Annotated in this window: 28 protein-coding genes; 11 read left to right on the top strand and 17 right to left on the bottom strand. The window is 71.1% G+C overall.

Annotated features, from left to right (window positions below; genetic code table 11):
* Positions 1-35: 35 nt before the first annotated feature.
* Positions 36-767, top strand: coding sequence for an HAD family hydrolase (locus ACGFNN_RS15540; RefSeq protein ID WP_393556090.1), 732 nt, complete (start codon positions 36-38; stop codon positions 765-767).
* 159 nt (positions 768-926) lie between these two features.
* Positions 927-2045, top strand: coding sequence for a phosphotransferase (locus tag ACGFNN_RS15535; RefSeq protein WP_393556088.1), 1119 nt, complete (start codon positions 927-929; stop codon positions 2043-2045).
* Here ACGFNN_RS15535 and ACGFNN_RS15530 read toward each other — a convergent pair.
* Both ACGFNN_RS15530 and ACGFNN_RS15525 read right to left on the bottom strand, forming a co-directional pair.
* Entirely contained in the window at positions 2026-2799 is a 774-nt protein-coding gene (locus ACGFNN_RS15530) for an ABC transporter permease (RefSeq protein WP_393556086.1), read from the bottom strand. The two genes, ACGFNN_RS15535 and ACGFNN_RS15530, sit on opposite strands and share 20 nt — an antisense overlap.
* A complete protein-coding gene (locus ACGFNN_RS15525) occupies positions 2792-3760 on the bottom strand; it encodes an ATP-binding cassette domain-containing protein (RefSeq protein ID WP_393556084.1) in 969 nt (322 codons plus the stop codon). Before ACGFNN_RS15525 ends, ACGFNN_RS15530 begins: the two co-directional genes overlap by 8 nt.
* A gap of 96 nt (positions 3761-3856) precedes the next feature.
* On the opposite strand from ACGFNN_RS15525, the gene ACGFNN_RS15520 reads away from it, so the two are divergent.
* Positions 3857-4636, top strand: coding sequence for a TetR/AcrR family transcriptional regulator C-terminal domain-containing protein (locus ACGFNN_RS15520; RefSeq protein ID WP_393556082.1), 780 nt, complete (start codon positions 3857-3859; stop codon positions 4634-4636).
* A complete protein-coding gene (locus ACGFNN_RS15515) occupies positions 4633-5265 on the top strand; it encodes a TetR/AcrR family transcriptional regulator (RefSeq protein ID WP_393556080.1) in 633 nt (210 codons plus the stop codon). The genes ACGFNN_RS15520 and ACGFNN_RS15515 overlap by 4 nt, the downstream gene beginning before the upstream one ends.
* On the opposite strand, the gene ACGFNN_RS15510 is transcribed toward ACGFNN_RS15515, so the two are convergent.
* The 5 genes from ACGFNN_RS15510 to ACGFNN_RS15490 form a co-directional block, all read right to left on the bottom strand.
* Complete coding sequence (locus tag ACGFNN_RS15510) at positions 5246-5905, bottom strand: HAD family hydrolase (protein WP_393556078.1); 660 nt, start codon at positions 5903-5905, stop codon at positions 5246-5248. The two genes, ACGFNN_RS15515 and ACGFNN_RS15510, sit on opposite strands and share 20 nt — an antisense overlap.
* On the bottom strand, positions 5902-6387 hold the full coding sequence (locus tag ACGFNN_RS15505; protein ID WP_393556076.1) for a pyridoxamine 5'-phosphate oxidase family protein: 486 nt from the start codon (positions 6385-6387) through the stop codon (positions 5902-5904). The genes ACGFNN_RS15510 and ACGFNN_RS15505 overlap by 4 nt, the downstream gene beginning before the upstream one ends.
* A gap of 19 nt (positions 6388-6406) precedes the next feature.
* Positions 6407-7756 carry an MFS transporter gene (locus ACGFNN_RS15500; protein ID WP_393556253.1) on the bottom strand — a complete coding sequence of 450 codons (1350 nt, stop codon included), beginning with the start codon at positions 7754-7756 and terminating at the stop codon, positions 6407-6409.
* A 233-nt stretch (positions 7757-7989) separates the two neighbouring features.
* The gene (locus tag ACGFNN_RS15495; protein ID WP_393556074.1) at positions 7990-8478 is read right to left on the bottom strand and encodes a MarR family winged helix-turn-helix transcriptional regulator; all 489 of its coding nucleotides are present in this window, start codon (positions 8476-8478) and stop codon (positions 7990-7992) included.
* An 89-nt stretch (positions 8479-8567) separates the two neighbouring features.
* Entirely contained in the window at positions 8568-8900 is a 333-nt protein-coding gene (locus ACGFNN_RS15490) for a deoxyxylulose-5-phosphate synthase (protein ID WP_393556072.1), read from the bottom strand.
* Positions 8901-9274: 374 nt separating this feature from the next.
* Here ACGFNN_RS15490 and ACGFNN_RS15485 point away from each other — a divergent pair, with 374 nt between their 5' ends.
* Positions 9275-9646: a VOC family protein gene (locus ACGFNN_RS15485; RefSeq protein ID WP_393556070.1), complete on the top strand. Its 372-nt coding sequence runs from the start codon at positions 9275-9277 to the stop codon at positions 9644-9646.
* Positions 9647-9721: 75 nt separating this feature from the next.
* Here ACGFNN_RS15485 and ACGFNN_RS15480 read toward each other — a convergent pair whose 3' ends face one another.
* The 5 genes from ACGFNN_RS15480 to ACGFNN_RS15460 all read right to left on the bottom strand — a co-directional run bounded on the left by ACGFNN_RS15480 (position 9722) and on the right by ACGFNN_RS15460 (position 13863).
* The gene (locus ACGFNN_RS15480) at positions 9722-10576 is read right to left on the bottom strand and encodes an alpha/beta hydrolase (protein WP_393556069.1); all 855 of its coding nucleotides are present in this window, start codon (positions 10574-10576) and stop codon (positions 9722-9724) included.
* Between the two features lie 135 nt (positions 10577-10711).
* Positions 10712-11476, bottom strand: coding sequence for a hypothetical protein (locus tag ACGFNN_RS15475; RefSeq protein ID WP_393556067.1), 765 nt, complete (start codon positions 11474-11476; stop codon positions 10712-10714).
* 179 nt (positions 11477-11655) lie between these two features.
* Entirely contained in the window at positions 11656-12552 is an 897-nt protein-coding gene (locus ACGFNN_RS15470) for a hypothetical protein (protein WP_393556065.1), read from the bottom strand.
* Positions 12549-13463, bottom strand: a complete 915-nt coding sequence (locus ACGFNN_RS15465; RefSeq protein ID WP_393556063.1) for an ABC transporter ATP-binding protein — start codon at positions 13461-13463, stop codon at positions 12549-12551. Before ACGFNN_RS15465 ends, ACGFNN_RS15470 begins: the two co-directional genes overlap by 4 nt.
* Positions 13441-13863 (bottom strand): GntR family transcriptional regulator, encoded by a 423-nt coding sequence (locus ACGFNN_RS15460; protein ID WP_362548007.1) that lies wholly within the window; start codon positions 13861-13863, stop codon positions 13441-13443. The genes ACGFNN_RS15465 and ACGFNN_RS15460 overlap by 23 nt, the downstream gene beginning before the upstream one ends.
* A 207-nt stretch (positions 13864-14070) precedes the next feature.
* Here ACGFNN_RS15460 and ACGFNN_RS15455 point away from each other — a divergent pair, with 207 nt between their 5' ends.
* The 3 genes from ACGFNN_RS15455 to ACGFNN_RS15445 all read left to right on the top strand — a co-directional run bounded on the left by ACGFNN_RS15455 (position 14071) and on the right by ACGFNN_RS15445 (position 15708).
* Positions 14071-14580, top strand: a complete 510-nt coding sequence (locus ACGFNN_RS15455) for a helix-turn-helix transcriptional regulator (protein WP_362548010.1) — start codon at positions 14071-14073, stop codon at positions 14578-14580.
* 28 nt (positions 14581-14608) lie between these two features.
* On the top strand, positions 14609-15241 hold the full coding sequence (locus ACGFNN_RS15450; protein ID WP_362668584.1) for a hypothetical protein: 633 nt from the start codon (positions 14609-14611) through the stop codon (positions 15239-15241).
* A gap of 134 nt (positions 15242-15375) precedes the next feature.
* Positions 15376-15708 (top strand): DUF2516 family protein, encoded by a 333-nt coding sequence (locus ACGFNN_RS15445; RefSeq protein ID WP_362548016.1) that lies wholly within the window; start codon positions 15376-15378, stop codon positions 15706-15708.
* Here the strand turns inward: ACGFNN_RS15445 and ACGFNN_RS15440 are convergent.
* The 3 genes from ACGFNN_RS15440 to ACGFNN_RS15430 form a co-directional block, all read right to left on the bottom strand.
* The gene (locus ACGFNN_RS15440) at positions 15690-17036 is read right to left on the bottom strand and encodes a PP2C family protein-serine/threonine phosphatase (protein WP_393556060.1); all 1347 of its coding nucleotides are present in this window, start codon (positions 17034-17036) and stop codon (positions 15690-15692) included. The two genes, ACGFNN_RS15445 and ACGFNN_RS15440, sit on opposite strands and share 19 nt — an antisense overlap.
* Positions 17037-17559: 523 nt before the next feature.
* Complete coding sequence (locus tag ACGFNN_RS15435) at positions 17560-18627, bottom strand: NlpC/P60 family protein (RefSeq protein ID WP_393556058.1); 1068 nt, start codon at positions 18625-18627, stop codon at positions 17560-17562.
* Between the two features lie 270 nt (positions 18628-18897).
* Complete coding sequence (locus tag ACGFNN_RS15430; protein ID WP_393556056.1) at positions 18898-19680, bottom strand: class I SAM-dependent methyltransferase; 783 nt, start codon at positions 19678-19680, stop codon at positions 18898-18900.
* 191 nt (positions 19681-19871) lie between these two features.
* On the opposite strand from ACGFNN_RS15430, the gene mshA reads away from it, so the two are divergent.
* Entirely contained in the window at positions 19872-21221 is a 1350-nt protein-coding gene (gene mshA, locus ACGFNN_RS15425) for a D-inositol-3-phosphate glycosyltransferase (protein ID WP_393556054.1), read from the top strand.
* Between the two features lie 53 nt (positions 21222-21274).
* Complete coding sequence (locus tag ACGFNN_RS15420; RefSeq protein ID WP_393556052.1) at positions 21275-21781, top strand: YbjN domain-containing protein; 507 nt, start codon at positions 21275-21277, stop codon at positions 21779-21781.
* Here the strand turns inward: ACGFNN_RS15420 and ACGFNN_RS15415 are convergent.
* On the bottom strand, positions 21753-22781 hold the full coding sequence (locus ACGFNN_RS15415) for a phosphotransferase family protein (protein ID WP_393556051.1): 1029 nt from the start codon (positions 22779-22781) through the stop codon (positions 21753-21755). The two genes, ACGFNN_RS15420 and ACGFNN_RS15415, sit on opposite strands and share 29 nt — an antisense overlap.
* Positions 22782-23001: 220 nt before the next feature.
* Between ACGFNN_RS15415 and ACGFNN_RS15410 the strand changes: the two genes are divergently transcribed.
* Positions 23002-23781: a hypothetical protein gene (locus tag ACGFNN_RS15410; protein WP_393556049.1), complete on the top strand. Its 780-nt coding sequence runs from the start codon at positions 23002-23004 to the stop codon at positions 23779-23781.
* Here the strand turns inward: ACGFNN_RS15410 and ACGFNN_RS15405 are convergent.
* Positions 23750-24688, bottom strand: a complete 939-nt coding sequence (locus ACGFNN_RS15405; protein ID WP_393556047.1) for an EamA family transporter — start codon at positions 24686-24688, stop codon at positions 23750-23752. The two genes, ACGFNN_RS15410 and ACGFNN_RS15405, sit on opposite strands and share 32 nt — an antisense overlap.
* Positions 24689-24718 lie beyond the last annotated feature (30 nt).

Below are 24718 nucleotides of genomic sequence, written 5' to 3'. Positions count from 1 at the left end.
CTGCCCCTGCCCGAGCCCCCCACGGACGGAGCGTTGTGACCCGACCGGTGACCGACCCGTGCGGCATGCTCGTCGCCGCCACATGCGTCCTCTTCGACTTCGACGGCCCGCTGTGCAGACTCTTCCCCGGGCGGCGGGGCGCGGACGTGGCTCAACGGCTCGCCGGGCTGCTGGCGGAGTCGGGCCGCGATCCGGCGCTGGTGGCCGGCGAAGTGGTGCGAGGGGATCCGCTGGGCGTGCTGATCGTGGCGTCGAAGCGGTTTCCCGAGGAGCAAACCCTACTGACGGCGCTGGACGACCTGCTCACGGCCGAGGAGGAGATCCTGGCCGCGGAGGAGGCGGTACCCACGGTGGGTGCGGCCGAGCTCGTGCGGGCGCTGGAGGCGGCCGGCAAGGACCTGGCGGTCACGACCAACAACTCGGCCCGTGCGGTGGTGGCGTACCTGGCACGCCAGGGGCTGGCCCCCACCTTCGGCAAGCACATACACGGACGGACGGCGAACCCCGCACGGCTGAAGCCCGACCCGGACTGTCTGCACCGTGCGCTGGAGTCGACAGGTGCCAAGGCGGAAGAGACGCTGATGATCGGGGACTCCGCCGCCGACCGGATCGCCGCGGGCAAGGCCGAGGTCGGATTCCTCGGATACGCCGAGAACGGGAGTAAACGCGACGAGCTCCGCGGTGCGGGCGCCGACGTGAGCGTCAGCACGTTCACCGGGCTCCGGCTCGAGCGGATACTCGGAGCGTTCGATCCGGAGGGCTCCTGATCGCCTCGGTGTTCGACCACCGCGCCACGGAGGGGGGCCCGTTGTGTGGCGTCACGCGAACAGCCGGGTGACGACGGTGTCAAGCTGCCGCGTGCCGGGCGATCAGCAAGGTATCTTCCTCGTCAGTTCTTGAGTTCCGTATCCATGAGGCCGCCCCTGATGACAGTCGAGGTTGAGTCCCCGGTCCGCCGGGTGGCGGCGAAGAGGGCCGGGCTGGAGTACCGCGACCGGGCGATCGAAGGGCCGCTGCAGGGGTACCACCACGAGACGTACGTCATTCCGCTTCCGCCGATCGACGGTGTGGGAGCGGAGCCGCGGCGTGGCAAGGTGCGGGAGCCGCGCCCCGGGTTGTTCTGGTATGACCGCCGGTGCTTCCGCTCCGAGGAAGTGCTGCTGGCCGCCTTGTGGGGACGGGTGCACAGAATCCCGGAGATCATCGAGGTCGCCCCCGGAGTCAGGCTGCAGGGCTTCGTGGAAGGGCGGACGCTGACTGGTGGTGTGCCGGGGAACCGCCCGCTCTCCTTGCGTCATGGCAGCCAACTCGGCCAACTTTTTCGCGAGTTGGCTGCCATCAAGACCGAGGAGATCGATGTCGAGCGGATCTGTCGAGCCGAGGACCGTCCGGAGGAGGGCGACTGTGTCGGCTTTCTGGCCGGGTTGATCCGGTTCACTCACGAGCGCGTCTATACGGAGCACGGCGCTCCGTTCCACGGGCTCTTCGAACGGCTGGGCGTCGGCGGTGCTCCGCTGCAGGGTCTGCTGACGCGGGCACGGGGGCTGGGGTCCCGGCCGTTCACCCTGCTCCACGGTGACCTGCACCGGGAGAACTTCATCGTCGACCCGCACGGCGATCTGTGGACGATCGACTGGGAACTCGCCCTGTTCGGTGATCCTCTCTACGACTTGGCGACGCATCTCCACCTGATGCGCTACCAGGCGGACGAGGAGGAGCGGATCTGCCGGATCTGGCAGTCGGCTGTGGAGGGGGCCAGGCCGGGTGCCACCCAGGGCTGGCGGGAGGACCTTCCCGTTCTGCTCGAGTACAAGCGGGCGCAGTCCGTCTACACCGATGTGATTCGGGGCGCGCTGGCGCTTGAGCAGCCCGAGGGCGCGTTGGACCGGCGCACGCTTCCCGAAGTGGCGCGGCAGGTTCAGCTGGCGTTGGCTGGCGCGCAGAAGGTGCCGGGGATGCCGACAGCTCCCGCGCTCCACGAGGTGGCCCGTGCCTATCGGTGGTGGGTCACCTCGCGCCCGTCCTTCACCGCGTCCGCCTCCTGAACAGCACCCCCGACAGCCCCACCGCCACCAGCAGGATCCCGGCCGCCCAGCTCAGGGCGATCCAGGGGGTGTTGCCCACCGGCTGGTCCAGCAGGAGGCCCCTGAGGGACTCGATGGCCGGGGTGACCGGCTGGTTGTCGGCGAAGCCGTGGAGCCAGCCGGGCATGCTGTCGACCGGGACGAACGCGCTGCTCGGGTAGGGCAGGAAGGACATGAAGAAGGTGAAGCCGCTCGCCGCTTCCGGTGTGCGGGCGAGCAGGCCGACCGCCGCGGCCGTCCAGGACAGGGCGACGATGTAGGCGAGGAGTACGGCGGCGACCCCGAGCCAGCCCGTGAGGGTCGCGGCCGGCCGGAAGCCGATGAGGAGGGCGACGGCGAAGACCAGGGCGGTGGAGACCAGGTTGCGGACCGTGCTCGCCGCGACGTGACCGGCCAGGACCGGGAGTCCGGCGACGTCCAGGGAGCGGAAGCGGTCGATGATGCCGTTCTTCATGTCCTCGCTGACCGCCACCGCGGTCGTGGCCGAGCCGAAGCCGGCGCAGAGGAAGAGGACGCCGGGGACGACGTACATGACGTACGAGTCGTAGTCGGCCCCCGTGTCGATCGCTCCGCCGAAGAAGTAGACGAAGATCAGCATCAGCATGATCGGCAGCGCCATCGCGGTGATGAGCGCGTCGATGTTGCGCCGGCTGACGAGCAGGCTGCGGCCGGTCATGACCGCGGTGTGGGTCAGCGTTCCTGGTGCGTCAGACATGGGCCGGTGCCTCCGTCTTCTCGGTGGTGAGGGCGAGGAACACGTCGTCGAGGGTCGCCCGGTGGAGGGTGAAGCGGTCGACGTCGGTGCGGTGCGGGTCGATCTCGTCGAGCAGGGCGCGGGCGTGGGCGGCGGAACCGTCCGTGGGGAAGCCGACCGTGAGGGTCTCGGGGGAGTGGTGGACCGCGCGGGTGGCGAGCCGGAGGTAGGCCTCGCGGGTGGTGAGGACGAGGTCGAGGCGGTGTCCGGAGACCCGCGCCTTCAGCGCGTCGGGTGTGTCCTCGGCGACGATCCTGCCCTCGGTGAGTACGGAGATCCGGCCGGCCAGCTGGTCCGCCTCCTCCAGGTACTGGGTGGTGAGGAGCACGGTGGCGCCCCGCCCCGCGAGGTCGCGCACCACCTGCCAGAGCTCCCGGCGGCTGCGGGGGTCGAGTCCGGTGGTGGGTTCGTCGAGGAAGAAGACGCCCGGCTCGGGTGACCCGACCAGCCCGGCCGCGAGGTCGAGGCGCCGCCGCATCCCACCGGAGTACGTACGTGCCTGGCGGCGGGCGGCGTCGGTGAGGTCGAAGCGGGTGAGGAGTTCATCGGCACGCTGCCGCGCGCGGGCGCGGTTCAGTCCGTGCAGCCGGGCCATCATCCGCAGGTTCTCCTCGCCGGTGAGTGCCTCGTCGACGGCGGCGAACTGGCCGGTGAGGCTGATGGCCCGGCGTACCTGGCGCCTCTCGGAGACCACGTCGTGCCCGGCGACACGGGCCGTGCCGGAGTCGGCGGTGGTCAGGGTGGCGAGGATCCGCACGGTGGTGGTCTTGCCCGCACCGTTCGGTCCGAGCAGGGCGTGGATTCCGCCGCGGGCGACGGTCAGGCCGACACCGTCCAGGACGCGGACCCGCGAGCCCGCTCTGCCGTGGGACTTGGTGAGGTTCTGCGCCTCGATCATGACGTCGGGCGTGGCTGTGCTCATACCGTTCCCCCATCTGCGTATGGCGTACGCGTTACTGCGTAAGCATTACGCAAACCTAGGATGGTGGCAAGCCGGTACTGGGGAAGGTGGCTTCGGATGACGGAGAAGAACGGTGCGTCCGCGCCGGGCGAGACAGGCCTGCCGGCCAGCATCGAGGCTGCTTGGGGCCTGCGTGACCGTCCGGTCAAGGGACCGAAGCCCGGGTTGAGCCTGGACCGGATCGTCGCTGCTGCCGTGGCGCTGGCGTCCTCGGAGGGCGTGTCCGCGGTCTCGATGGGCCGGGTCGCCAAGGAGCTGGGCGCCTCCACGATGTCGCTGTACCGCTACGTCTCCGCCAAGGACGAGCTGTACGTCCTCATGCAGGAGGCCGCCATGGGCGCCCCCGAACCGCTGCGTGCCCTGGAGGCCGGGGCGGGCTGGCGGGAGGCGCTCGGCGAGTGGGCGTGGGCCCAGCGCCGGATGTTCCGGCGCAACCTGTGGTCCCTGCGTATCCCGATCACCGGTCCGCCCGCGAGCCCCCACTCGGTCGCCTGGTGGGAGCAGGGGCTGCAGGCGCTGGAAGGCACCGGGCTGGCCGAGGGCGAGAAGATCTCCGTGATCCTCCTGGTCTCGGGATTCGTACGGAACGAGGCCCTCGTCACCAGCGACATCGCCTCCACGGTGGAGGAGAAGGGCATCTCTGTCGACGAGGTGATGGCACGGTGGGAGCGGACGGTGAACCGGCTCGTCGACCCCGTCCGCCACCCGGCGCTGACCAGGCTGCTCGCCTCGGGCGCCCTCAGTGAACCGGACCCGGACGACTACGACTTCGAGTTCGGCCTGGAGCGGGTGCTCGACGGCATCGAGGTGCTCATCGCGAGGGAGGCGCGGTCGTGACCGCCGAGAAGATCAGCCTGCGTGAACGCAAGAAGCAGCTGACCTATCAGGCCGTGTCCGACGCGGCGATCGCGATGTTCCTGGAACGCGGCTTCGACAAGGTCTCGGTGGCCGAGGTGGCGGCCGCGGCCGACATCTCCAAGCCGACCCTGTTCCGGTACTTCCCGTCCAAGGAGGACCTGGTCCTGCACCGGTTCGCCGACCACGAGGACGAGGCCGCCCGAATCGTCTCCGGCCGGCCGGACGGCATGTCCCCCCTCGACGCGCTGCGCCACCACTTCATGGCTGGCCTGGACAGCCGTGATCCGGTGACCGGACTCTGCGACCACCCGCATGTGCTCGCCTTCCACCGGCTGCTCTACGGGACCCCCTCGCTCGTCGCCAGGCTGTACGCCTACCAGGGCCGTTCGGAGGAGGCGCTCGCCAAGGCGCTGGACCGCCGAGCACCCGTGGAGGCGAGGCTCGCGGCGGGGCAGATCATCGCCGTACTCCGCATCCTGGCCGAGGAGAACTGGCGGCGCATGGACGCGGGGGAGAGCGCCGACCAGGTGTACGGGGACGCGAGGGCGGCAGCCGGGCTGGCCTTCGGCCAACTGGCGAAGGGGCTGTTCATCCCCCGGTCGGGGTGAGCTCGAACGGCCCGTACAGCTCGAACGGCCCGTACAGATCGGCCGGTTCGCGGTAGTGGACGGCGGTCATGCCGAGCGCGAGAGCGGTGCCGACGTTCTCGGCGCTGTCGTCCACGAAGAGACATCGCCCCGGCGGTACCCCGGCTCGCTCCGCGGCGGTCAGGTACAGGGCCGGGTCGGGCTTGGCCACGCCCTCCTCGGCGCTGCTGACCACGTGGTGAGCGAGGCCGGTGAGCCCGAGGGTGGCGAGATCGTCGTGCAGCCGGGGCGTCGCGTTGGTGATCAGCACGAGGGGCATGCGGGTGCGAATTCGCCGCAGCATCGCCACCACCTCGGCGTCCGCCCGGAAGGGCGCCTCCGCCAGAGCCCGGCCGAGCTGCCGGCTCCGCGCCATGCCGACCCGTTCGGCGAGGCGGAGGGCGATGGCCTCGACCCAGGCGTCGAGGGTGACACGGCCGAGGAGGAGCGGGAGATCGACCTCGGGGGAGTAGGCGATGTCCTCGGTCGTGCCTTCCTCCAGGCCGGCGGCCCGTTCCAGGGCGTTCACGTGGGTCACGTCGTAGAAGCGGATCACGTTGTCGAGGTCGCACAGCACCGCGTCGTAGGGGAGCTTCTCCGGGGCGGCTCCTGACGGGGTCACTCTCCGGCCGCCGTGATGTCCAGGGCGGTCCCGTAGAGGCGCGACACCCGGATACGGATGACCACCCGCCGCTCGGCCACCGCCCCTTCGAGGAAGGCCCGTTCCTCCGTCGGGTCGTCGAAGCCGGGTGTCAGGGAGAGGAGTTCGAGTCCCACCTCGTCCCCGGCCGCCGTGGTCGGCTCCGACACCTCGGCTACTCCCTCCGCGACGGCGAACGACCAGACGTCACCGCCGGCGACGTGCAGGGAGGCCATTGGGTTCCCGCGCAGGATGCGGGGCTTGAGCCGGTCCGCGGTGGAGGAGATCCGAAGGACGCGCTCCTCGTCGTCCCATCGGTACAGGACGGTCGACAGGTGCGGATGGCCGGTCGAGCGGACGGCGGCGAGTACGCCGAACTGCTGGTCCCGCAGGATCCGGGAGAGCGCCTGGTCGGTGAGGGTGCGGGGCGCGGGGCCGCTGTTCGTCTCTTCGGTGGTGTTCATGGCCGTGACCTTTCGCGGTTCAGGAGCGGGGCGCGGGGCGCAGGACGACGAGGGCTACGAGGAAGGCGGCGACGAGCAGCCCGGTTCCGACGCCGAAGGCGAGCTGGAAGCCTCCGGTCAGGGCCTCGGCCCGGCGGTGTCCCTCTGCGAGCAGCCGGTCGGTGCGGCCGGCTGCCAGGGTGGTCAGCACCGCGACGCCGACGGCCATGCCGATCTGCTGGGTGGTGTTGAAGAAGCCGGAGGCGAGGCCGGCGTCCTCCCTGCCCGCTGCTGACATGCCGAGGGTCGTCAGTGCGGGGAGGGCGAGCCCGAAGCCTGCCGCGAGGAGCATCACCGGGAGCAGGTCGGTGACGTAGCGCGCCTCGACGGGGACCCGGGTGAGAAGTCCCAGGGCGGTGATCAGCAGCAGGATGCCGGTGAGCAGGACGGCGCGTTCGCCGAACCGGTGGTTCAGCCGTGCCGAGATCCCCAGCGACACGGCGCCGATGGACGCGGCGGCCGGGAGCATGGCGAGGCCGGTCGCGGCCGCGCCGTACCCGAGGACGTTCTGGAGGTAGAGGGCGACGAGAACCTGGAACGCGAACAGCGCTGCCACCATGAGCACTTGGACGATATTGGCCCCGGCGACGTTGCGTGAGCGGAGGATGCGCAGGGGCATCAGCGGTGTCCGCGCGGTGGCCTGGCGGACGGTGAAGGCGGCGAGCAGCGTGAGGGCGAGCGCCCCGAGCCCCAGGGTGTGCCCGGATGCCCACCCGTACTCCTCGGCCTTGACCACGGTGTAGATCCCCAGCATCAGCCCCGTCGACACCAGCGCGGCCCCGGCGAGGTCCGCCCCGGCCCCGAGCCCGATGCCGCGGTCGGCGGGCAGGACCCTGCGGGCGACGAGGAGGATCGCGGCACCGATCGGCAGGTTGATGAAGAAGATCCAGTGCCAGCTGAGCGCGTCGGTGAGGATGCCTCCGAGTGCCTGCCCGAGCGACGCGCCGGCGGCCCCGGTGAAGGAGAACACGGCGATGGCCCTGGCTCGTTCGCGCGGCTCGCCGAACAGGGTCACGAGGATGCCCAGTCCGACGGCGGAGGCCGTGGCGCTGCCGACGCCCTGGAGGAAGCGAGCGGCGACGAGCAGCGCGGGGGTGGTGGCCACTCCGGCCAGCAGGGACGCCGCCGTGAAGACGGCGGTGCCGGTCAGGAACATGCGGGTACGTCCGACGAGGTCACCGAGGCGGCCTGCCAGCAGGAGCAGGCTGCCGAACGCGATCAGGTAGGCGTTGACCACCCAGCTCAAGGCGGCGGGGGCGAATCCGAGGTCGCGCTGAACGGCGGGCATGGCCACCGTCACGATCGAGCCGTCGAGGGTGATCGTCAGCATTCCTGCCGCGACCACGCCGAGCGCGAGGCCGCGGTGCCGGGCGGCCGGCTCGGCGGGCGCGGGTGTGGTGGGTGTCGCGGGGGCGGGCGTGGTGCCGGGTGCGGGGGACGGGCCGTGGGCGGAGCGCGGGGCAACAGCAGCCATCGGTCTTCTCCTGTCGGGTGGGCTCGACAAGACTGACCGTAGCAGATGGTTTTGTTGCGGACTATATTTAACGGTCCTTCTTGCGGTGGCTACCTCTGCCCCTGGCGGGCGCGCCGGACCGGACGGGGATTCTCGGCGGGGGTGGCCAGGTGGCCCGTGGCCAGCTGGTTCAGGGCGCGCAGCAGGGACTCCCGGTCGCCGTCGGGGATCGCGGCCAGGGCCTCGCGGTGCACCCGGTCGACGATCTCCTGGCTCCGCACGGCGGTCCGCGCGCCCTCCTCCGTCACGGCGATGATGCGGGCCCGCCGGTCCCGACTGGAGGGTCGGCGCTCGGCGAGCCCCGCGCTCTCCAAGGCGTCCACGGTCACCACCATCGTCGTCTTGTCCATGTCCCCGATCTCGGCGAGCTGGATCTGGGTGCGCTCCTCCTCCAGGGCGTGAACCAGTACGCAGTGCATGCGTGCGGTCAGCCCGATCTCGGCGAGCGCGGCGGCCATGCGGGTGCGCAGCACGTGGCTCGTGTGGTCGAGGAGGAAGGAGAGGTCGGGTGCGCTGTGGGTGGGGCTCAGGGCGGTCATGTCCGCCAGCGTAACAATTCGTACGCTCGCGGATCGTCTGCAAGGAGACGTTATTCGGGAGGGTTACCCGTACAGGTGCTTCGGGAGGGCTACCCGTACAGGTGCTCACGGACCAGCACGTCGGCGTACGGCTCGCCGGTGCGCTCCGCGTGGACCATCCGCTCCTTCACCTCGCGCAATGTGTGCGGGCGGTATCCGGACCCGGTGCAGCAGCCCATGTGGAAGCGGACGCCGGCGTTGAGCAGTGCGGAGAGCGCACGCCATGCGGCGCTGTCACGCCGTCGCGGGGGCTGGAACGCCGCGCCCACACCGATCAGAGCCCCCGCGCACCGGGGGCACCGGCGCTCCGGACTTCCGCCGCCGGGCTGCTTGTAGGAGGCCCGGCAGGGGAGGCAGACGAAAGAGCTCTTGGCGGGCGGCATGGGGGGAGCGTAGGCCGGGGCGGCACTGCGTTTCCAGCGGTTTGAAACGGATTTGGCGGCGCGTGGCCGTTCGCTCGGACCACGGGCAAGACGCGGCGCTGTCGGTGGTGTCGGTGGTGTCCGCCGAGGACTTCCAGGAGACGAGTGCCGGGACCGAGGCCGTGTGTCGAAGTGCGGCTGCCGACGCCGTGAGCGCCGGAAGACGCGCCGGAGGACGCGCGTGATCGGCCGACTGCCCGGGAAACCGTTCGCGCGACGGAGCCCGCCCTGATGTTCTGACGCTGCAGGGCCCGAACGGGCAGCCGTGTCACCGCTGTTCCGTGAGGGCCGCCCCACGAGGTCCGGCGCAGGCCGCCGATGGTCAGGAGAGCCGTATGTCCCCGCAGATGGAACTGGTCGCGATCACGCTGGACTGCCCCGACCCGATGGCGCTGGCGGAGTTCTACCGGCAGGCCACCGGATACGAGCCGCATCCGAAGTCGGACGGCGAGTTCGCCGGTCTCAACCGTGAGGACGGCCTCTTCATGGGGTTCCAGCGGGTCGAGGACTACCGGCCCCCGAGCTGGCCCGGGCAGACCGTCCCGCAGCAGCTTCACATCTGCTTCAGGGTCGCGGAGAGCCTGGACGCGGCCGAGGCGCGGCTGCGGGAGCTGGGCGCGGGGAAGCCGGAGCACCAGCCGCTGGGCGACAGAGCCCGGGTACTCACCGATCCCGCCGGGCACCCCTTCTGCATCGTCATTCGCTGATCACCTGGTCCTCGCTGATCACCTGGTTCGTCAGGGCCCGGCACCCGCAGGGTGCCGGGCACACGCGACGGCGCGTCAGAACTCCGCGAGGCCTGCGAGCAGTTCGGCGGCGGGCTTCGGGTGGACCAGCCAGCGCAGGTGGCTTCCTTCGAGCGTCCGCACGTCGAAGCGGTTGTCCGGGGTGAGCGCGTCGGCTTCGCGGATCATGCGGTCCTGGACGGCGGGCGGAAGGCTGGCGTCCGCGTCCAGGCGGACGTACGTCCTGGGGATGCGCCCCCAGGTCGCGGCCTGGGCCCGGTCGTCGGTCGTACCTGCGTCGAGGTTCTCGTCGGGCTGGAAGCTGTTCAGGAAGGTCCGGAACTCGTCGTCGGTGAGGTCGGCGGCGAAGGCGCTCCTGAACGCGGCCAGCGCAGAGGGGTCGGCGGTACGGAAGTTGGTGCGCAGCAGGCCGAGTTCCGCCGGATCGCCGACCATCGAGCCGGCCAGCGCCATGACGTCGACCTCCGCCATCTCCGGCTGCCCGTAGTAGCCGCTCACGTCCAGGTCGACGGGGCACCAGGCGGAGACGTACACGAGCCGGTCGATCAGCTCGGGCCTGGCGTTGGCGACCGCGGTGGCGGTGATGCCGCCCCGGCTGTGGGCCACGAGGACCGTGGGTCCGTTCCGCTTGGCCCGCTCCAGGACAGCGATCACACGGGCGGCGTTGTCGGCGAGCGTGACGCCCTTGATACCTCCTGGTTCCCCGGCGAGCGTGTCCAGGTCCTGCGGGGCCTGGTAGGCAGCGGGGAAGGTCGCCTCGAAGCCATGCCCCGGCAGGTCGACCGCCGCGGATCGGTGCCCCAGCAGGGCGAGTTCGGCCTGGAGCGGTGCGAACGAGAACGAGTTGGCGAAGGCTCCGTGGACGAGGACGAAGGTAGGTGAATTCTGCATGCCTCACCCTGCGACAGGACCCCGCGTGTGGCAAGACCGGGATCGGCGCGGGGCAGGACGCCTCCGCGCGGACACTCGGTCAGCGGAGCGGCGCACCCATGGGGCCGCTCCGCTGATCCCTGGACCGGTCCCAGGTCAGGGACTCAGGGTGCCGCTCTTGATCCCGGAGAGGTGGCCGGTCGTCAGGTCCACGATCCACAGGACCACCTCGGCCACGACGAAGAGGGCCGCGAAGCTGACGACGAGGACCCTGGCCCATCGTGGGAAGGACGAAGGCTCCCACCGCGGGGCGGGCTCGGACCTGCGGCTCCACAGCCACAGGTACAGGCCGGCCCGTATGCCCTCGCCGAGGACGAACATCGAGACACCGAGGGCGTCCCGGCCATCGATCTCCGTGGTGGCGGTGTGCCCGGTCAGCGTGGTGGCGGTGATCACCAGGAGATTGGGTACGAAGAGCCAGGCGGCGGCGGTCCACTTCTGATTCCTCGTCCACCACCGGGACATGCAGAGGGCGGCGATGCCCCCGTACATGAGCAGGAACACGGGCAGCCGGAGGATTCCGTGCACTGCTTCGCCCGGTGCGAGCTGCGCGATGATGCCGAGGACGGTGCCTGCGGCCAGGAGTCCGACGACCCTTCCCGGCCATGTCCAGAAGGATTCCTTCACCGCTGGACCCGCATCGCGCACCGCGGCGGCGCCGAGCTCGTACGGGTCTCCGTACTCGTCGAGGATCGCGGCGACCTCTCCGGGCCGCTCGGCGAGGGCTACGGCGATGCGCTCGGCGAGGTCGCCGGTGAGCCGGGCGCGGGCGGCGGGCGGAAGGGCGGAGGCCGCTCGGTCGACGGCGCTCAGATAGCCGCGGATCTCGTTCTCCGCGCTGTCGGGGCGGGTGGTGTTCACAGGGCTCGATTCGGGTTAGCTGTCGGTGCGCGCGGGACAGCCCTGAGGGAGGCGGGACCGGCCGGCATGGCAGCCGCGGTGTCGGTGTGGACGGTAGGGGGCGGGTGCCGGCCGGTGGGAACGCATGGCAGCGGCGTCGGCAGCCGGCCCGGGGCCGGTGGTGTACCCGGGGCGCCGCGTCACGCCGTGCGGCGGCGCAGGGTGCGCAGCGCCGCCCACCCGAGGAGCGCCGCCACGGCGAGGGCGAGCGCGCTCGACGCGATCTGGTAACCCCAGTAGTCGCCGCTGTCGAGGGAGTTGATGAGGTAGACGTCCTGGGGCAGCGCGTCGTAGAAGGTCAGGCCGAGGACGCCGCCGGGGTGGAACCCGTGCACCTTGGAGAAGATCGGGAAGTCGACCAGCAGGACCAGTCGCGAGCGGACCAGGGCCGCCGTCGCCAGCCAGGTCAGCAGTGGTGCGGCGATCAGCGCGGCCCAGGTGCGGCGCAGCAGCGTGCCGGCGTAGGCACCGGCGGCGGCTCCGAGGACGGTGTAGGCGACGGTGACGGGGCCGATGGTGAAGGCCGCCGTCGACCACTGGGCACCGTGCACCAGCAGATCGTGCTGGACGGCGTACCCGGCGCTGCGCTGGAAGAGCACCGTCAGCGGTGCGGTCAGCACGACGAAGACCGCCGCGACCGTGGCCCAGCGGACGCTGAACCACCGGGTGGGGGTGACCGACTGGGTCAGGGCGAGGACGACGCTGCGGCTCTCCCACTCGCGGGCGGTCAGCACCGCCACGGCCGCCGCGGCGAGGAGCGCCGGCTGGAAGGCGAGGCCGCTGCCGTCGTTCAGCAGCCTGGTCGTCAGGGTGTGGGCGTCGGAGACGAAGCTCTCGAAGTGGTAGGCGTGGTTGCCGACCCGTTCGCGCAGCGCGATGGCGTACGCCCAGCCGTCGTAGTGGTACACGATCGGCACGGCGATGCGAACGGCCAGCAGCAGGACCACTGCGGCCACGAGCCAGTACTGACGCAGGGCGAGGCGCAGCAGGGGCAGCCGGGGGGACTCGTTCGCGGTGGTGACGGTGGTGGCGCTCATGCGGCGTAGTCCTTGATGATCGGTGCGGTGTCCCGGCTGCGGCCGGGTGCCTCGGGGCCCGTGAGGTGGGCGAGGACGAGTTCTTCCAGGGAGGGGGGACGGGCCTCCCAGTCCTGGGGCAGGTCGCCTGCCGGGCGGATCAGCGCGCTGGTGCCACGTCCGGCGGGCCGTGACTCGATCACCGGGTGGTCGCCGAGCCGGTCGGCCCCGCCGGGGACGGTCACCACCGCGTGGGCGGCGGTGAGGTCGTCGATGTCGCCGCTGAGCCGTACCGCGCCCTCGTCGAGGAGCAGCAGGTGGTCGCAGGCGTCCGCCAGCTCGGAGATGATGTGCGAGGACATCACCACGGTGGTCCCGGTCTCGGCGACATGGGCCATCAGAAGGCCCATCACCTCCCGGCGGGCCACCACGTCCAGGTCGGCCATCGGCTCGTCCAGCAGCACCAGGTCGGCCCGCTTGCCCAGGGTGAGCGCCAGCGCGATCCGGGTGCGCTGCCCCCCGGACAGGTCCCCGACCCGGTCCGTACGGTGGAAGCGCGACGGGTCCGCGATCCGCTCCACCAGCTCCGCGTCCCAGTCGCCCCCGTTGAGGCGCTCGACCGTGCGCAGGGTCTCGGCGACGGTGAACCGGTTGAACAGCGGCCGGCTCTGGGCGAGGAACGCGACCCGGGGGTGACCGGCGCGCGGGGCTTCGCCCAGGACCTTCACCGTGCCCGAGGTGGGTCGCCGCAGGCCCGCGGCCAGTTCCAGGAGTGTGGACTTCCCGGCGCCGTTCGGCCCGACGAGCGCGCAGACGACGCCGGCGGGTATCTCGAAGGTGCAGTCGTCCAGGACGTCCGGTCCCCGGCGCCGGTGTCGCATGCTCACACCGTCGGCGGCGAGCGCCGCGTCAGGGCTGTTGGGGTACGGCATCTGCTGTCTGCTCCTTGGAGGGATAGAGGTCTTCGAGTACGTCGGTGAAGAGCGCGGCCAGGTCGTCCCGCTCCAGTCCCGCCTCACGGGCTCGCGAGGCCACGTCGGCGAGTTCCCGGCGCCAGGGCGAGTCCGCCGCGGCGGCGGGAGCGCCGAGGGTTCCGGTCACGAACGTCCCGTGTCTTCGCCGGGTCTCGACCAGTCCCTGGGACTCCAGCTCGCGGTACGCCTTGAGCACGGTGTTGGGGTTCAGCGCGGTCGCCTCGACCACCGCCCGCGCCGTCGGCAGCCGGTCACCGGGCACCAGCAGACCCAGTCGCAGGGCTTGCTGGACCTGCTGGACGATCTGGACGTAGGCGGGAATACCGCCGCCCCGATCTATCCGAAAGGTGAACCCCACGGCGGAACCTCATTCCATTAATGGACTAATGGAATGATGCATTGAACTAGTGGAGTGAGTCAACCGGGTCCCGCCGGTCAGGCCTCGGTGTGGCTGACCGGCCGTCGGGTGTTCGGGGCGAAGCGTCACGGAGTGGTCACAAGCCGCCCGGAACACTTTTGCAAGCAGCCGCTTGCAAAAGTTAGCAAGGGTGGGCACTATCGAGGCATGGCATCACTCAACGTCGGCAATCTCGGCGAGTACCTGCGGGAGCAGCGGCGTACCGCGCAGCTCTCGCTGCGGCAGCTCGCCGATGCCGCCGGGGTGTCCAATCCGTATCTCAGCCAGATCGAGCGCGGTCTGCGCAAGCCGAGCGCGGAGGTGCTCCAGCAGGTCGCGAAGGCCCTGCGGATCTCCGCCGAGACGCTCTACGTGCGCGCCGGGATCCTCGACGAGCGGGAGCGGGAGGAGCTGGAGACGCGGGCGGTCATATTGGCCGATCCGTCGATCAACGAGCGGCAGAAGAGCGTACTGCTGCAGATCTACGACTCCTTCCGCCGGGAGAACGGTTTCGATGTCGCGCCCGACACCGGCGCCGAGTCCCACGGCGGGACCGGTGCGGAGAGCAGAATCGACGCCGAGGCGGAAAGCGGTGCCGGTGACGCGAACGGTGCCGGTCCGGATGCCCGCGGCCCCCGTACGGCCGGCGGCAGTGATGCAGACCCACCAGCTAACTGACTTCTGATGATCCGGGAGGACCACAGTCATGGCCATCACCGATGACCTGCGTAAGACCCTCACCGACCCGACCCCCCTCTACTTCGCCGCCGGCACCGCCGACCTCGCCGTGGAGCAGGCGCGCAAGGTGCCTGGGCTGATCGACCAGCTGCGCGCCGAGGCGCCCGAGCGGTTCGAGGCGGTGCGCAACACCGACCCGAAGGCCGTCCAGGAGCGGGTCACCACGGGAGCCAGGGAAGCGCAGGCCACCGTGCAGGCGAAGGTCAGCGAGGTCTTCGGCTCGCTGGACACCGACCTGAGGAAGTGGGGCGAGAGCGCCCAGGACCTGGCCCTGCGGGGCGTGGGCGTGGCCGCCGAGTACGCGGTCCGGGCCCGTGAGACGTACGAGAAGGTCGCCGAGCGCGGCGAGCTCACCGTCCGTACGTGGCGTGGCGAGACGGCCGAGGAGATCGTCGAGATCGCGGCCGTCGTCGAGGCCGAGCCGAAGGCGGTGCCGAAGCAGAAGTCCGACGCGGCCGTGAAGCCGGCGACCCCCGCGAAGCCGGTGGCCCCCGCCGCGAAGAAGCCCGCGCCCAAGGCCGCCCCGGCCGCGACGGCGAAGAAGCCGGCACCGGTGCGCAAGCCCGCTGCGAAGAAGGCGACCCCGCCCTCCGCGAAGTAGGCGGACGGCGGATCCAGGATTGCCGGGCCGGGGACCCGGGCACCTTTCGGGGTGCCCGGGTCGTTGTCCCAGTACCTCGTCGTCCCGGTACCTTGGCCGCGAGGCGCTCATCCACTGACTAGGCGGTGCTCACCGTGTTGCTCGAAGCATTCGGCTCGTTCCTCCAGCTGCTGTACCTGGCCATGCTCGTCCTGGCCGTGGTCGCGCTGGTCTTCGCCGTGACGGCGCGCGAGGACGCCTACCGGGCCGCGGACAAGCAGAAGAAGTCCTTCTGGCTGATCATCCTCGGCGTGACCGTCTTCGTGAACCTCGTGATCCCGATCCTGTTCCTGCAGATCGCGGGTGTCATCGCGTCCATCGTCTTCATGGTGGATGTGAAGCCCGCGCTGAAGGCGGTGTCGGGCGGCGGCCGGCGCGGCGGTTCCAGCAGCGACGGACCGTACGGCCCCTACAACGGCGGGCGCTGAGCGCCTGCGGCTGACGCGGCACCGGGGCGGGAGCGCAGGGCGCTCGCGCCCCTTCGCCGTATCCGGGACTCGTCGCGTTCCAGGAGGAGCACCGCCACGTCGTCGGTCAGCTCGCCGCCGTTCAGGTCCTGGACCTGGGTGACCGCGGCCTCCAGCAGAGCCTCCCCGCCCAGTCCCTGGTCCAGGCGGCCGTTGACCATGGCGACCATGCCGTCCTGGCCCAGCCGCTGGGTGCCCTCCTGTCCGACCCGGCCCTCGATCAGCCCGTCGGTGTACATCATCAGGCTCCAGGAGCCGCCCAGCTCCACCTGCCGGCGCGGCCACCGGGCGTGCGGGAGCAGGCCGAGGGCCGGGCCCCCGTCGTCGTAGGGGAGGAGCCGGGCCGCCCGGCCCTTGCGGGCGATCAGTGGTGCGGGGTGGCCGGCGATGCACAGGCCGGCGCGGCGCCCGTCGGGGGCGATGTCGAGGGTGCAGAGCGTCGCGAAGATCTCCTCGCTCTGCCGTTCGTGCTCCAGGACCTGCTGGAGGGTGGAGAGAAGGGCGTCGCCGCAGAGCCCGGCGAGCGTGAGGGCACGCCAGGCGATGCGCAGCTCCACACCGAGCGCCGCCTCGTCCGGACCGTGCCCGCAGACGTCGCCGATCATCGCGTGGACCGTGCCGTCGGGCGTGCGGACCGTGTCGTAGAAGTCCCCGCCGAGCAGGGCGCGGCTGCGACCGGGCCGGTAGTGGGCGGCGAAGGCGAGATCGGAACCTTCGAGGAGCGGGGTGGGCAGCAGCCCTCGTTCCAGGCGGGCGTTCTCCTGGGCGCGCAGCCGGGACTCGGTCAGCTGGTGCTGGGCGATGTCCGCGCGCTTGCGCTCCACGGCGTAACGGATGGCCCGGCTGAGGAGGCGCCCGTCGAGCTCGTCCCGGAAGAGGTAGTCCTGCGCTCCCACGCGTACGGCTTCGGCCGCGCGCTCGGCGTCGTCCTCCGCGGTGAGGGCGAGCACGGCGTGGCGCGGTGCGATGCGCAGCACGTGCTTGAGGGCGGCGAGCCCGTCGGGTTCGGTCTCGGCGTCACGGGCCTCGGCGCGGGCACCGGCCGGGCGGGCCGCCGTCTCCAGGTCGAGGTCGAGCAGGATGCAGTCGACGTCGTCGGTGAGCAGACGCCCGGCCTCGGTGAGGTTGCGGGCGGTACGGACACGGACCCGAGCTCCGGCGGTGGACGACAGTTCCGGTACGGCGAAGGTGCCCGCAGGGTCGTCCTCGATCACCAGGAGTGTGAGGTCGGCGCCGTGAGTGGTCTCCGCAGCGGGAACGGCACGTTGCTGCGGTACGGGTACGGGCATCGGTTCGGGTTTCCTTCCCTCCCCCCGAGGGCGCGACGGGTCGACGAACGACGACCCGCCGACGGGACGATAGCGGTCCGCAGCGGGGGAACGGAATGGCGCTCGACGATCATCCTGCGTCATATGCGGGGCCATAAGCCGCTTCCCACCACGGATCCGGCGTGATCGGCGCGCATGAAACGGACATGAGGTCATGACAAACATCACGCGGTCGACACGCACCGCACACATGCGCCGACACGTCCGCGGGCGCGTGGGTGCGGTGTGCGTCACGTGCGCCCGAGCGCGTGCCGCCCTTTCGCGCGCGTGGGGTGATGCGCGCCGGAGTGATCGCCTTGTGGCGGCGGTTACGTGTGCCGCGTCACCGACGGGCCCTTTGTGAGCCGTTCGTGGGCCGACGGAAGCGCCGCGCCGTCGATCTCGTACGCCGACGCACACCGGGCCCGGCTCCCGGCGACGGGCGGGCCCGGTGTGCGTCGGTCGCGGGACGCCGGCCTACGTGAGCCCGGGCAACTCCCTTTGCCTACTTGTCCGGCCGGACCACACCGAGGATCTGCATGGAGCCGGCGCCGGTCAGGGTGACGTGCCGGCCGGGCCGGGGCGCGTGCACGATCGAACCGTCGCCCACGTACATACCAACGTGGCTGGCGTCGCTGTGGTAGATGATCAGGTCGCCCGGGCGCATGTCCTGGATGGCGATGTGGGGCAACTGCCTCCACTGTTCCTGGGACGTGCGCGGGATCGGCTTCTTCGCCGCCGCCCAGGCCTGTGAGGTCAGCCCGGAGCAGTCGTACGAGGCGGGGCCTTCGGCTCCCCAGACGTACGGCTTGCCGATCTGGGCCGTCGCGAAGGCCAGCGCCTTCTTGCCGGCGGCGCTCGCCTCCCGGTTGATGTCCTTGAGCGCGCCCGAGGAGAGCCAGGCGGCCTGGGCCGTGGAAGCCGCGTCCTGTTCCATCTTGAGGAGCCGCGCGCGCTCCTCCTTCGCCAGCTGCGATTCCAGCTTCTCGGCGGCCTTGATCTGTGCGTTGATGCTCTTCTTGGCCTTGGCCTGCTTGACGCGGCTCGCCTCGACCTTCTCCCAGTTGAGGTTGGCGTCCTGGGTGTACGTCTCCAAGTCCGCCTGGGCCTGCTCCAGTTCGGTCAGCATGCCCTTCGTGGCCTGCTGGCCCTGGCGGGCCTGGTTGATCCCGTCCAGGAAGAGGCTCGGATCTCCGCTCAGGACCAGCTGGGCGCCGGGCGGAAGGCCGCCGTTGCGGTACTGCTCGCGCGCCTGCGCGCCCGCCCTGTCCTTGAGTTCGGCGATCCGTGCCTTGCCGTCCGCGATGTCCTTCGTCAGCTTGACGATCTCGGCGGACTGCTTCTTGGACTCCTCCTCGGCGAGGTTGTACGCGTCGGTCGCCGCCCCGGCCTTGCGGTAGAGGGTGTCAATCTCCTCGCGCACCTCCTCCAGGCTCTTACCGGGGGCGGTGGACGCCGTGGCGGAGGGGGTGGGGTCCGGTATCGGGGCGGCCATGGCCTGGACCGGCGCGGTCAGCAGGGCCAGTGCGCAGACCAGAGTGATCGCGGCAGAGGCGCAGTGGCGTCGGTTCACAAGCTCCCCCTCGGGCGAGCGGCAAGGAGAGCCGTCTCGCGTACATGTGACTTACCGTTAGTAACGTTTGGGTGACGACGCGATCGTGTCACGGTGTCCCGAAAAGCAACAGAGGTCCGCGTCACCGGCTCCGTCACACAATGAGACGACCGATGATCCGCTGGTGTTCCCGGAATCGCCCGTGTTCATGGCCCGTTTCCGCCCCGGGCGCCCCTTGTCCACCGGGGGCGGAGCGAGGGACCGGCCGGCCGGTCCGGTGGCGGCCCGTCCTCATCCACCCGGGCGCAGCGCGTCCCAGCGGACGGTGATCTCGCCCTGCCGCCAGCGGCGTCCGCCGTCCGTCAGCGGCCAGTCGGCGGAGACCGCGCGTACCGCCGCGATCCAGCGCTGCCGGGCGCCCAGCGACGCGTAGGGCGAGGCCGTGGCCCAGGCGCGGTCCAGGTCCCGCAGGAAGGCGTGGACCGGTTCGCCCGGAACGTTGCGGTGGATCAGCGCCTTGGGGAGGCGCTCGGCGAGGTCCGAGGGGCGGTCGAGGGAGCCGAGCCGGGTCGCGAAGGTGACGGTCCGGGGGCCCTCCGGGCCGAGTGCCACCCAGACGTGCCTGCGGCCGATCTCGTCGCACGTCCCCTCGACGAGCAGACCTTCCGGCGCGAGCCGGGCGCACAGGCGCTGCCAGACCGCGGTGACCTCACCCTCGTCGTACTGCCGGAGCACGTTCGCTGCCCTGATGAGGACGGGCCGGCCCGCCAGGGGGACCTCGAAGCCGCCGTGCGCGAAGGTGAGGCCCTCGCGGGCGTAGGGCTGCGCCGCCGCGACGCGTGCCGGATCGATCTCGATGCCCACGACGGTGGTCCGGGGCTCGGCGGCGCGCAGGCGTTCCAGCAGTTCGACGGCGGTCCAGGGCGCGGCGCCGTATCCCAGGTCGACCGCGACGGGCGAGTCGCTTCGGCGCAGGGCGGGGCCATGGGTGGCGGCGATCCAGCGGTCCATGCGGCGTAGCCGGTTGGGGTTGGTCGTCCCGCGGGTCGCGGTGCCGATGGGGCGCTGGTGCATGGGAGCGAGCGTATGCGAAGCGCCGTGGGGCAGACGCCGGAGAGCGGGGCGCGAGGAGGGTTCTCCGGCACGCCGAGGGGATGGCAATGATTTGGCAAAGTGGAAATGAAAGGCTCGGTTCCACTGTTGCCGCCCTTCGGAGGGGTCCTGCGCCCCGTACGTGTCATGCCCTGAGCGAGGAGGAGCGGACCGTGAGTCAGTACGTCTCCCGGCTCGGCAGCAGCCGTGCGGCACCCCGTATCCGCTTCCCGGGCGGATTCGCCGGGCACCGCAAGCCACGCCGGGTCGCGATGCTCTCCGTGCACACCTCTCCGCTGCACCAGCCGGGCACGGGCGACGCCGGCGGTATGAACGTCTACATCGTGGAGCTGGCCAAACGGCTCGCCGCGATCAACGTCGAGGTCGAGATCTTCACCCGGGCCACCACCGGTGGGCTGCCCCCGACGGTTGAGCTGGCGCCCGGGGTCCTCGTCCGGCACGTCGACGCCGGCCCCTACGAGGGACTCGCCAAGGAGGAGCTGCCCGCTCAGCTCTGCGCCTTCACCCACGGTGTGATGCAGGCCTGGGCCGGCCAGCGGCCCGGCTACTACGACCTCGTCCACTCGCACTACTGGCTCTCCGGCCAGGTCGGCTGGCTGGCCGCCCAGCGCTGGGGCGTGCCGCTCGTCCACGCCATGCACACCATGGCGAAGGTGAAGAACGCCGCGCTCGCCGAGGGCGACACCCCCGAGCCCGCCGCGCGCGTCATCGGCGAGACCCAGATCGTGCACGCCTCCGACCGGCTCATCGCCAACACCGCCGGGGAGGGTGACGAGCTCATCCGCTTCTACGAGGCCGATCCGGCGTCGGTGGCCGTCGTGCACCCCGGGGTGAATCTCGAACGGTTCCGTCCCGGCGACGGCCGTGCCGCCGCCCGCGCCCGTCTCGGCCTGCCGCAGGACGCGCTGATCCCGCTGTTCGCGGGCCGCATCCAGCCGCTGAAGGCCCCGGACGTGCTGCTGCGCGCCGTCGCCGTGCTCATGGACCGGGATCCCTCGCTGCGCTCGCGCATCGTCGTACCCGTCGTCGGCGGACCCAGCGGCAGCGGGCTCGCGAAGCCCGAGGGCCTGCAGAAGTTGGCCGCGCGCCTGGGTATCGCCGATGTCGTCCGCTTCCACCCGCCGGTCGGGCAGGACCAGCTCGCCGACTGGTTCCGGGCGGCGTCCGTGCTGGTCATGCCCTCGTACAGCGAGTCCTTCGGGCTCGTCGCCATCGAGGCGCAGGCGGCGGGTACGCCCGTGATCGCCGCGGAGGTCGGCGGACTGCCGGTCGCGGTTCGCGACGGGGTCAGCGGATTCCTGATACAGGGCCACGCCCCCGAGTCGTACGCACGGGCGCTCGGACGGTTCGCCGACGACGCGGGGCTGGCCTCCCGGATGGGCGAGGCGGCCGCGGCACATGCCCAGTCGTTCGGCTGGGACACCGCCGCGTCGGCGACAGCCGACGTGTACACGGCGGCGATGCAGGACCACAGGCGCCGCGCCCGCTCGCACCACGGCTGAGGGGCCGGCCGCCGGCATCCGGGGCGGGGCCGCCCTGCCGTACGCTCGCAACCATGGCTGACGTATCCGAGGAAGCAGCAGCGGCGCAGGTCATCGAGGCGACGCTGAGCGACGCCGAGCTCGAGTGGGAGAGCCCCGCGCCCGGCAACTACGTCGTGAAGCTGCCCGGCACACGCAAGCTGTCGACGACCTGCTCCCTGATCGTCGGGCAGCACTCCCTCTCCCTCAACGCCTTCGTCATCCGGCATCCCGACGAGAACGACGCCGCGGTCCACCGCTGGCTGCTGGAGCACAACCTCCGGCTTTTCGGCGTGAGTTACGCCATCGACCAGCTCGGCGACATCTACCTCGTCGGAAGGCTCCCGCTCTCCGTCGTCACACCCGAGGAGCTCGACCGGCTCCTCGGGGCGGTGCTGGAGGCCGCCGACGGTGCGTTCAACCCCCTGCTGGAGCTGGGGTTCGCGAGCGCGATCCGCAAGGAGTACGCCTGGCGTGTGGAGCGCGGTGAGTCCACCCGCAACCTGGATGCCTTCACCCACCTGACCCGGCGACCTTCCTGATCCGTTCGGCAGGCCCGCCGCTCAGCGCGTCGAGCGCGGACCCGAGCCGTGGCGCCACCAACTTCCAGGTCAGCTCCACCGCCTCCGGCCCCGAGCCCCGGGGGACGGTCTCGGTGAGCATGATCAGGTAGAGATAGCTCCGGTAGAGGTCGAGGCGGCGGCGTACGGACGGGGAGAACACGAGCGGTTCGGGCGCCGTGGCGGCGTACCCGGAGAGGAACTCCCTGTCGGTCTCCGGATCCCCGAACAGTGAGGTGGAGACCAGGTCGGCGACCGGGTCGCCCCAGAACATCCGCTCCCCGTCGATGACCCCGCCGATGCGTCGGGCTCCCGGCTCGCCGGTCACCAGGACGTTCCCCTGCCACAGGTCGAAGTGGACCAGCGAGGGCCGGGTCACCTCGTCCAGTACGTCCGACGCCCCGGCCAGTACCGACCTGATCTCCTCCACCGGGTACGGCAGCCTGGCCTCGAAGGTCACGGCGTCCGCGAGCACGGCGTCCGTCATCGAGGTGAACGCCGCCCGCCAGGTGGAGGCGAGAGGGCCCAGAGCGTGGGAGGGATACCCGAAACCCCCCGGGCCCGTCACCCCGTGAAGCCTGCCGACGACGCCTCCGAACTCGGCGCGCAGCGAACGCGCGTCACCGTCCGGCAGTTCCTCGACGATGGTGTTCCAGGGGCGCCCGGGGCAGGTGCTCATGACGAGATGCGCGCCGGCGGCTCCCGTGGGGGAGAGCTCGCTCCGCACGATCTGAGGGATCACACCGCCGCCCGCTTCGGCGGCCGCGCCGTAGAAGGTGACCTCGTTGACGAGCAGACGCCGCTCGTAGCTCAGCCCTTCGGCATGCGTCGGCGGGACCTTCACCACCCAGTCCCTGCCGTCCTCCAGAACCACGCGGGTGACGGCGTTGTAGGTGCCCCCGGTGAGCGGGCGGCGGGAGATCACCTCGGCATCCTCGATTCCGAGCGAAGCGAGAACTGCCGTCACGGCATCGAACGACATGGACGGGACCCCCTTGCTGAACTGGGCGAGTCTGCCACCCCACAGGGATTTCACGGCATGATCACAGCGGAATCACGATCACATTCCGCGAGAGCCCGGGGCGGGCATCGGACAGGTGTCCGATCGTAGAGTGTCCCGCATCGCGACAACTCTCTCCCGGGTGCCGAACTGCGCTTCCGAAAGGCGTTGTTGCTCTCTTGAACGGAGAGTTGAACGAACCATGCGCACCACTGCCGTACGCCGCACCGCACTCGCCGCCGCCGTGTCGTCCCTGATGTTGCTGGCCACCGCGTGCAGCGGTTCGGACTCCGACGCCAAGGGTGACGGCGGTGCCGCCGGAGGCAAGGACGAAGCTTCCGCCAAGCCCTCCGCGGTCAAGGCGCTGACCACGGCCGAGCTGGAGAAGGCGTCGCTGGAGCAGGGTGACGTCGCGGGCCACAAGGTCACGAAGACCGGTCCCGAGGACATCGCCAAGCCGGGAGAGGTCACCGTGGACAAGAAGGAGTGCGAGCCGATCGGCTTCGCCTTCTACGGTGTCGAGCGGGGCTCCCCGGTGGGGAACGCCGGGCGCAAGGTCGTCGAGGAGCCCAAGGTCGACGAGACCGCCGACCCCGAGGACGCGCTGGCCGGCATGCTCGACATGACCTCGTCCCTCGTCACGCTGGCCTCGTACGACGGTGACGGGGCGGCGAAGAACATCGCCGAGCTGCGTGAGTCCGCGGCGAAGTGTGCGACCGGCGGGTTCACCCTCACCATGAAGGGCTCGAAGCAGAAGGTCACCAAGCTGACCGAGGAGAAGGTGACGGGCGGCGAAGAGGCGCTCGCCTGGCGGGTGCAGATGGGCGAGGGCGACGAGGCGGCCCCCTTCAAGCTGGTGAGCCTGCGTCAGGGCGGCACGGTCGCGACGTTCTTCTCCTTCAACCTGGGCAAGACCGGTGCCGGGGCGGACTTCCCGCTGCCGACCGCGATCATCGAGGCGCAGGTCGGGAAGCTCGGCTGAGCCGGCTTTGACGGGAGGGCGGAGGCGGGGAGACCCGCTTCCGCCCTTTCGGCTTCCGGGGCAGAGCGAGGCACACCGCGACGAGGACCAGGAGCGCCCCGCAGAGCTGCGCCGGGGACAGGGTCTCGTCCAGGACGACGTACCCGAGCGTCATCGCGGCGAGCGGTGAACCGAACCCGAGCACGGACACGGTGAACGCGGGCAGCCGCTCCACCCCGCGGAACCACACCGCGTAGGCCAGCAGCGCGCCGATGAGGCCCAGATAGGCGAACCCTGCGACGTTCCGGCCGTCGACCGACGCCGGCAGTCCCTCGCCGAACAGCATCACCGGCAGGAGGACGACCCCGCCGGCGCTCAACTGCCAGCCGGTGAAGGTCAGCAGGCCCGTCCCGGGCGGTCGGCCCCACCGCTTGGTCAGAACGATGCCGGCTGCCATGCTCACCGCGCCGAGGAGCCCCGCGCAGACGCCGACGGCGTCCACACCCGCCCCCGGCGCAAGGGCCAGCAGGCCGACACCGGCCAGCCCCAGCCCGCAGGCGACGGCGCTCGCGGCGGTGATCCGCTCCTTCAGCAACCCCGAGGACAGGGCGAGCACGATCGTCGGCTGGACCGCCATCACCAGGGCGGCCACCCCGCCGGGCAGGTGGTAGGCGGCGACGAAGAGCAGGTAGAGGAACGCCCCGATGTTCAGCGTGCCGAGCGCGGCGGCGCGCCACCACCACTCGCCCCGGGGCAGTTGCCGCCCGATGGCGAGCAGGATCAGCCCCGCCGGCAACGCCCTTACCGTCGCGGCCAGTAAGGGCCGGTCGGGGGGCAGGAACTCGGTGGTGACGAGATAGGTGGAACCCCAGACGAGTGGGGCGAGAGCGGTGACGGCGGAATCGGCGGCGATCCGGTCGCTCCTCATCGGGCACCTCCGTTCGAGACGTTCTGCGGC

It is taken from the genome of Streptomyces sp. NPDC048590 (genome assembly GCF_043199535.1).
In the GTDB taxonomy this organism is placed as follows: Bacteria; Actinomycetota; Actinomycetes; order Streptomycetales; family Streptomycetaceae; genus Streptomyces.
Note: the sequence above shows the minus strand (reverse complement) of the source record. Positions and strands in the feature narration are given on the sequence as shown.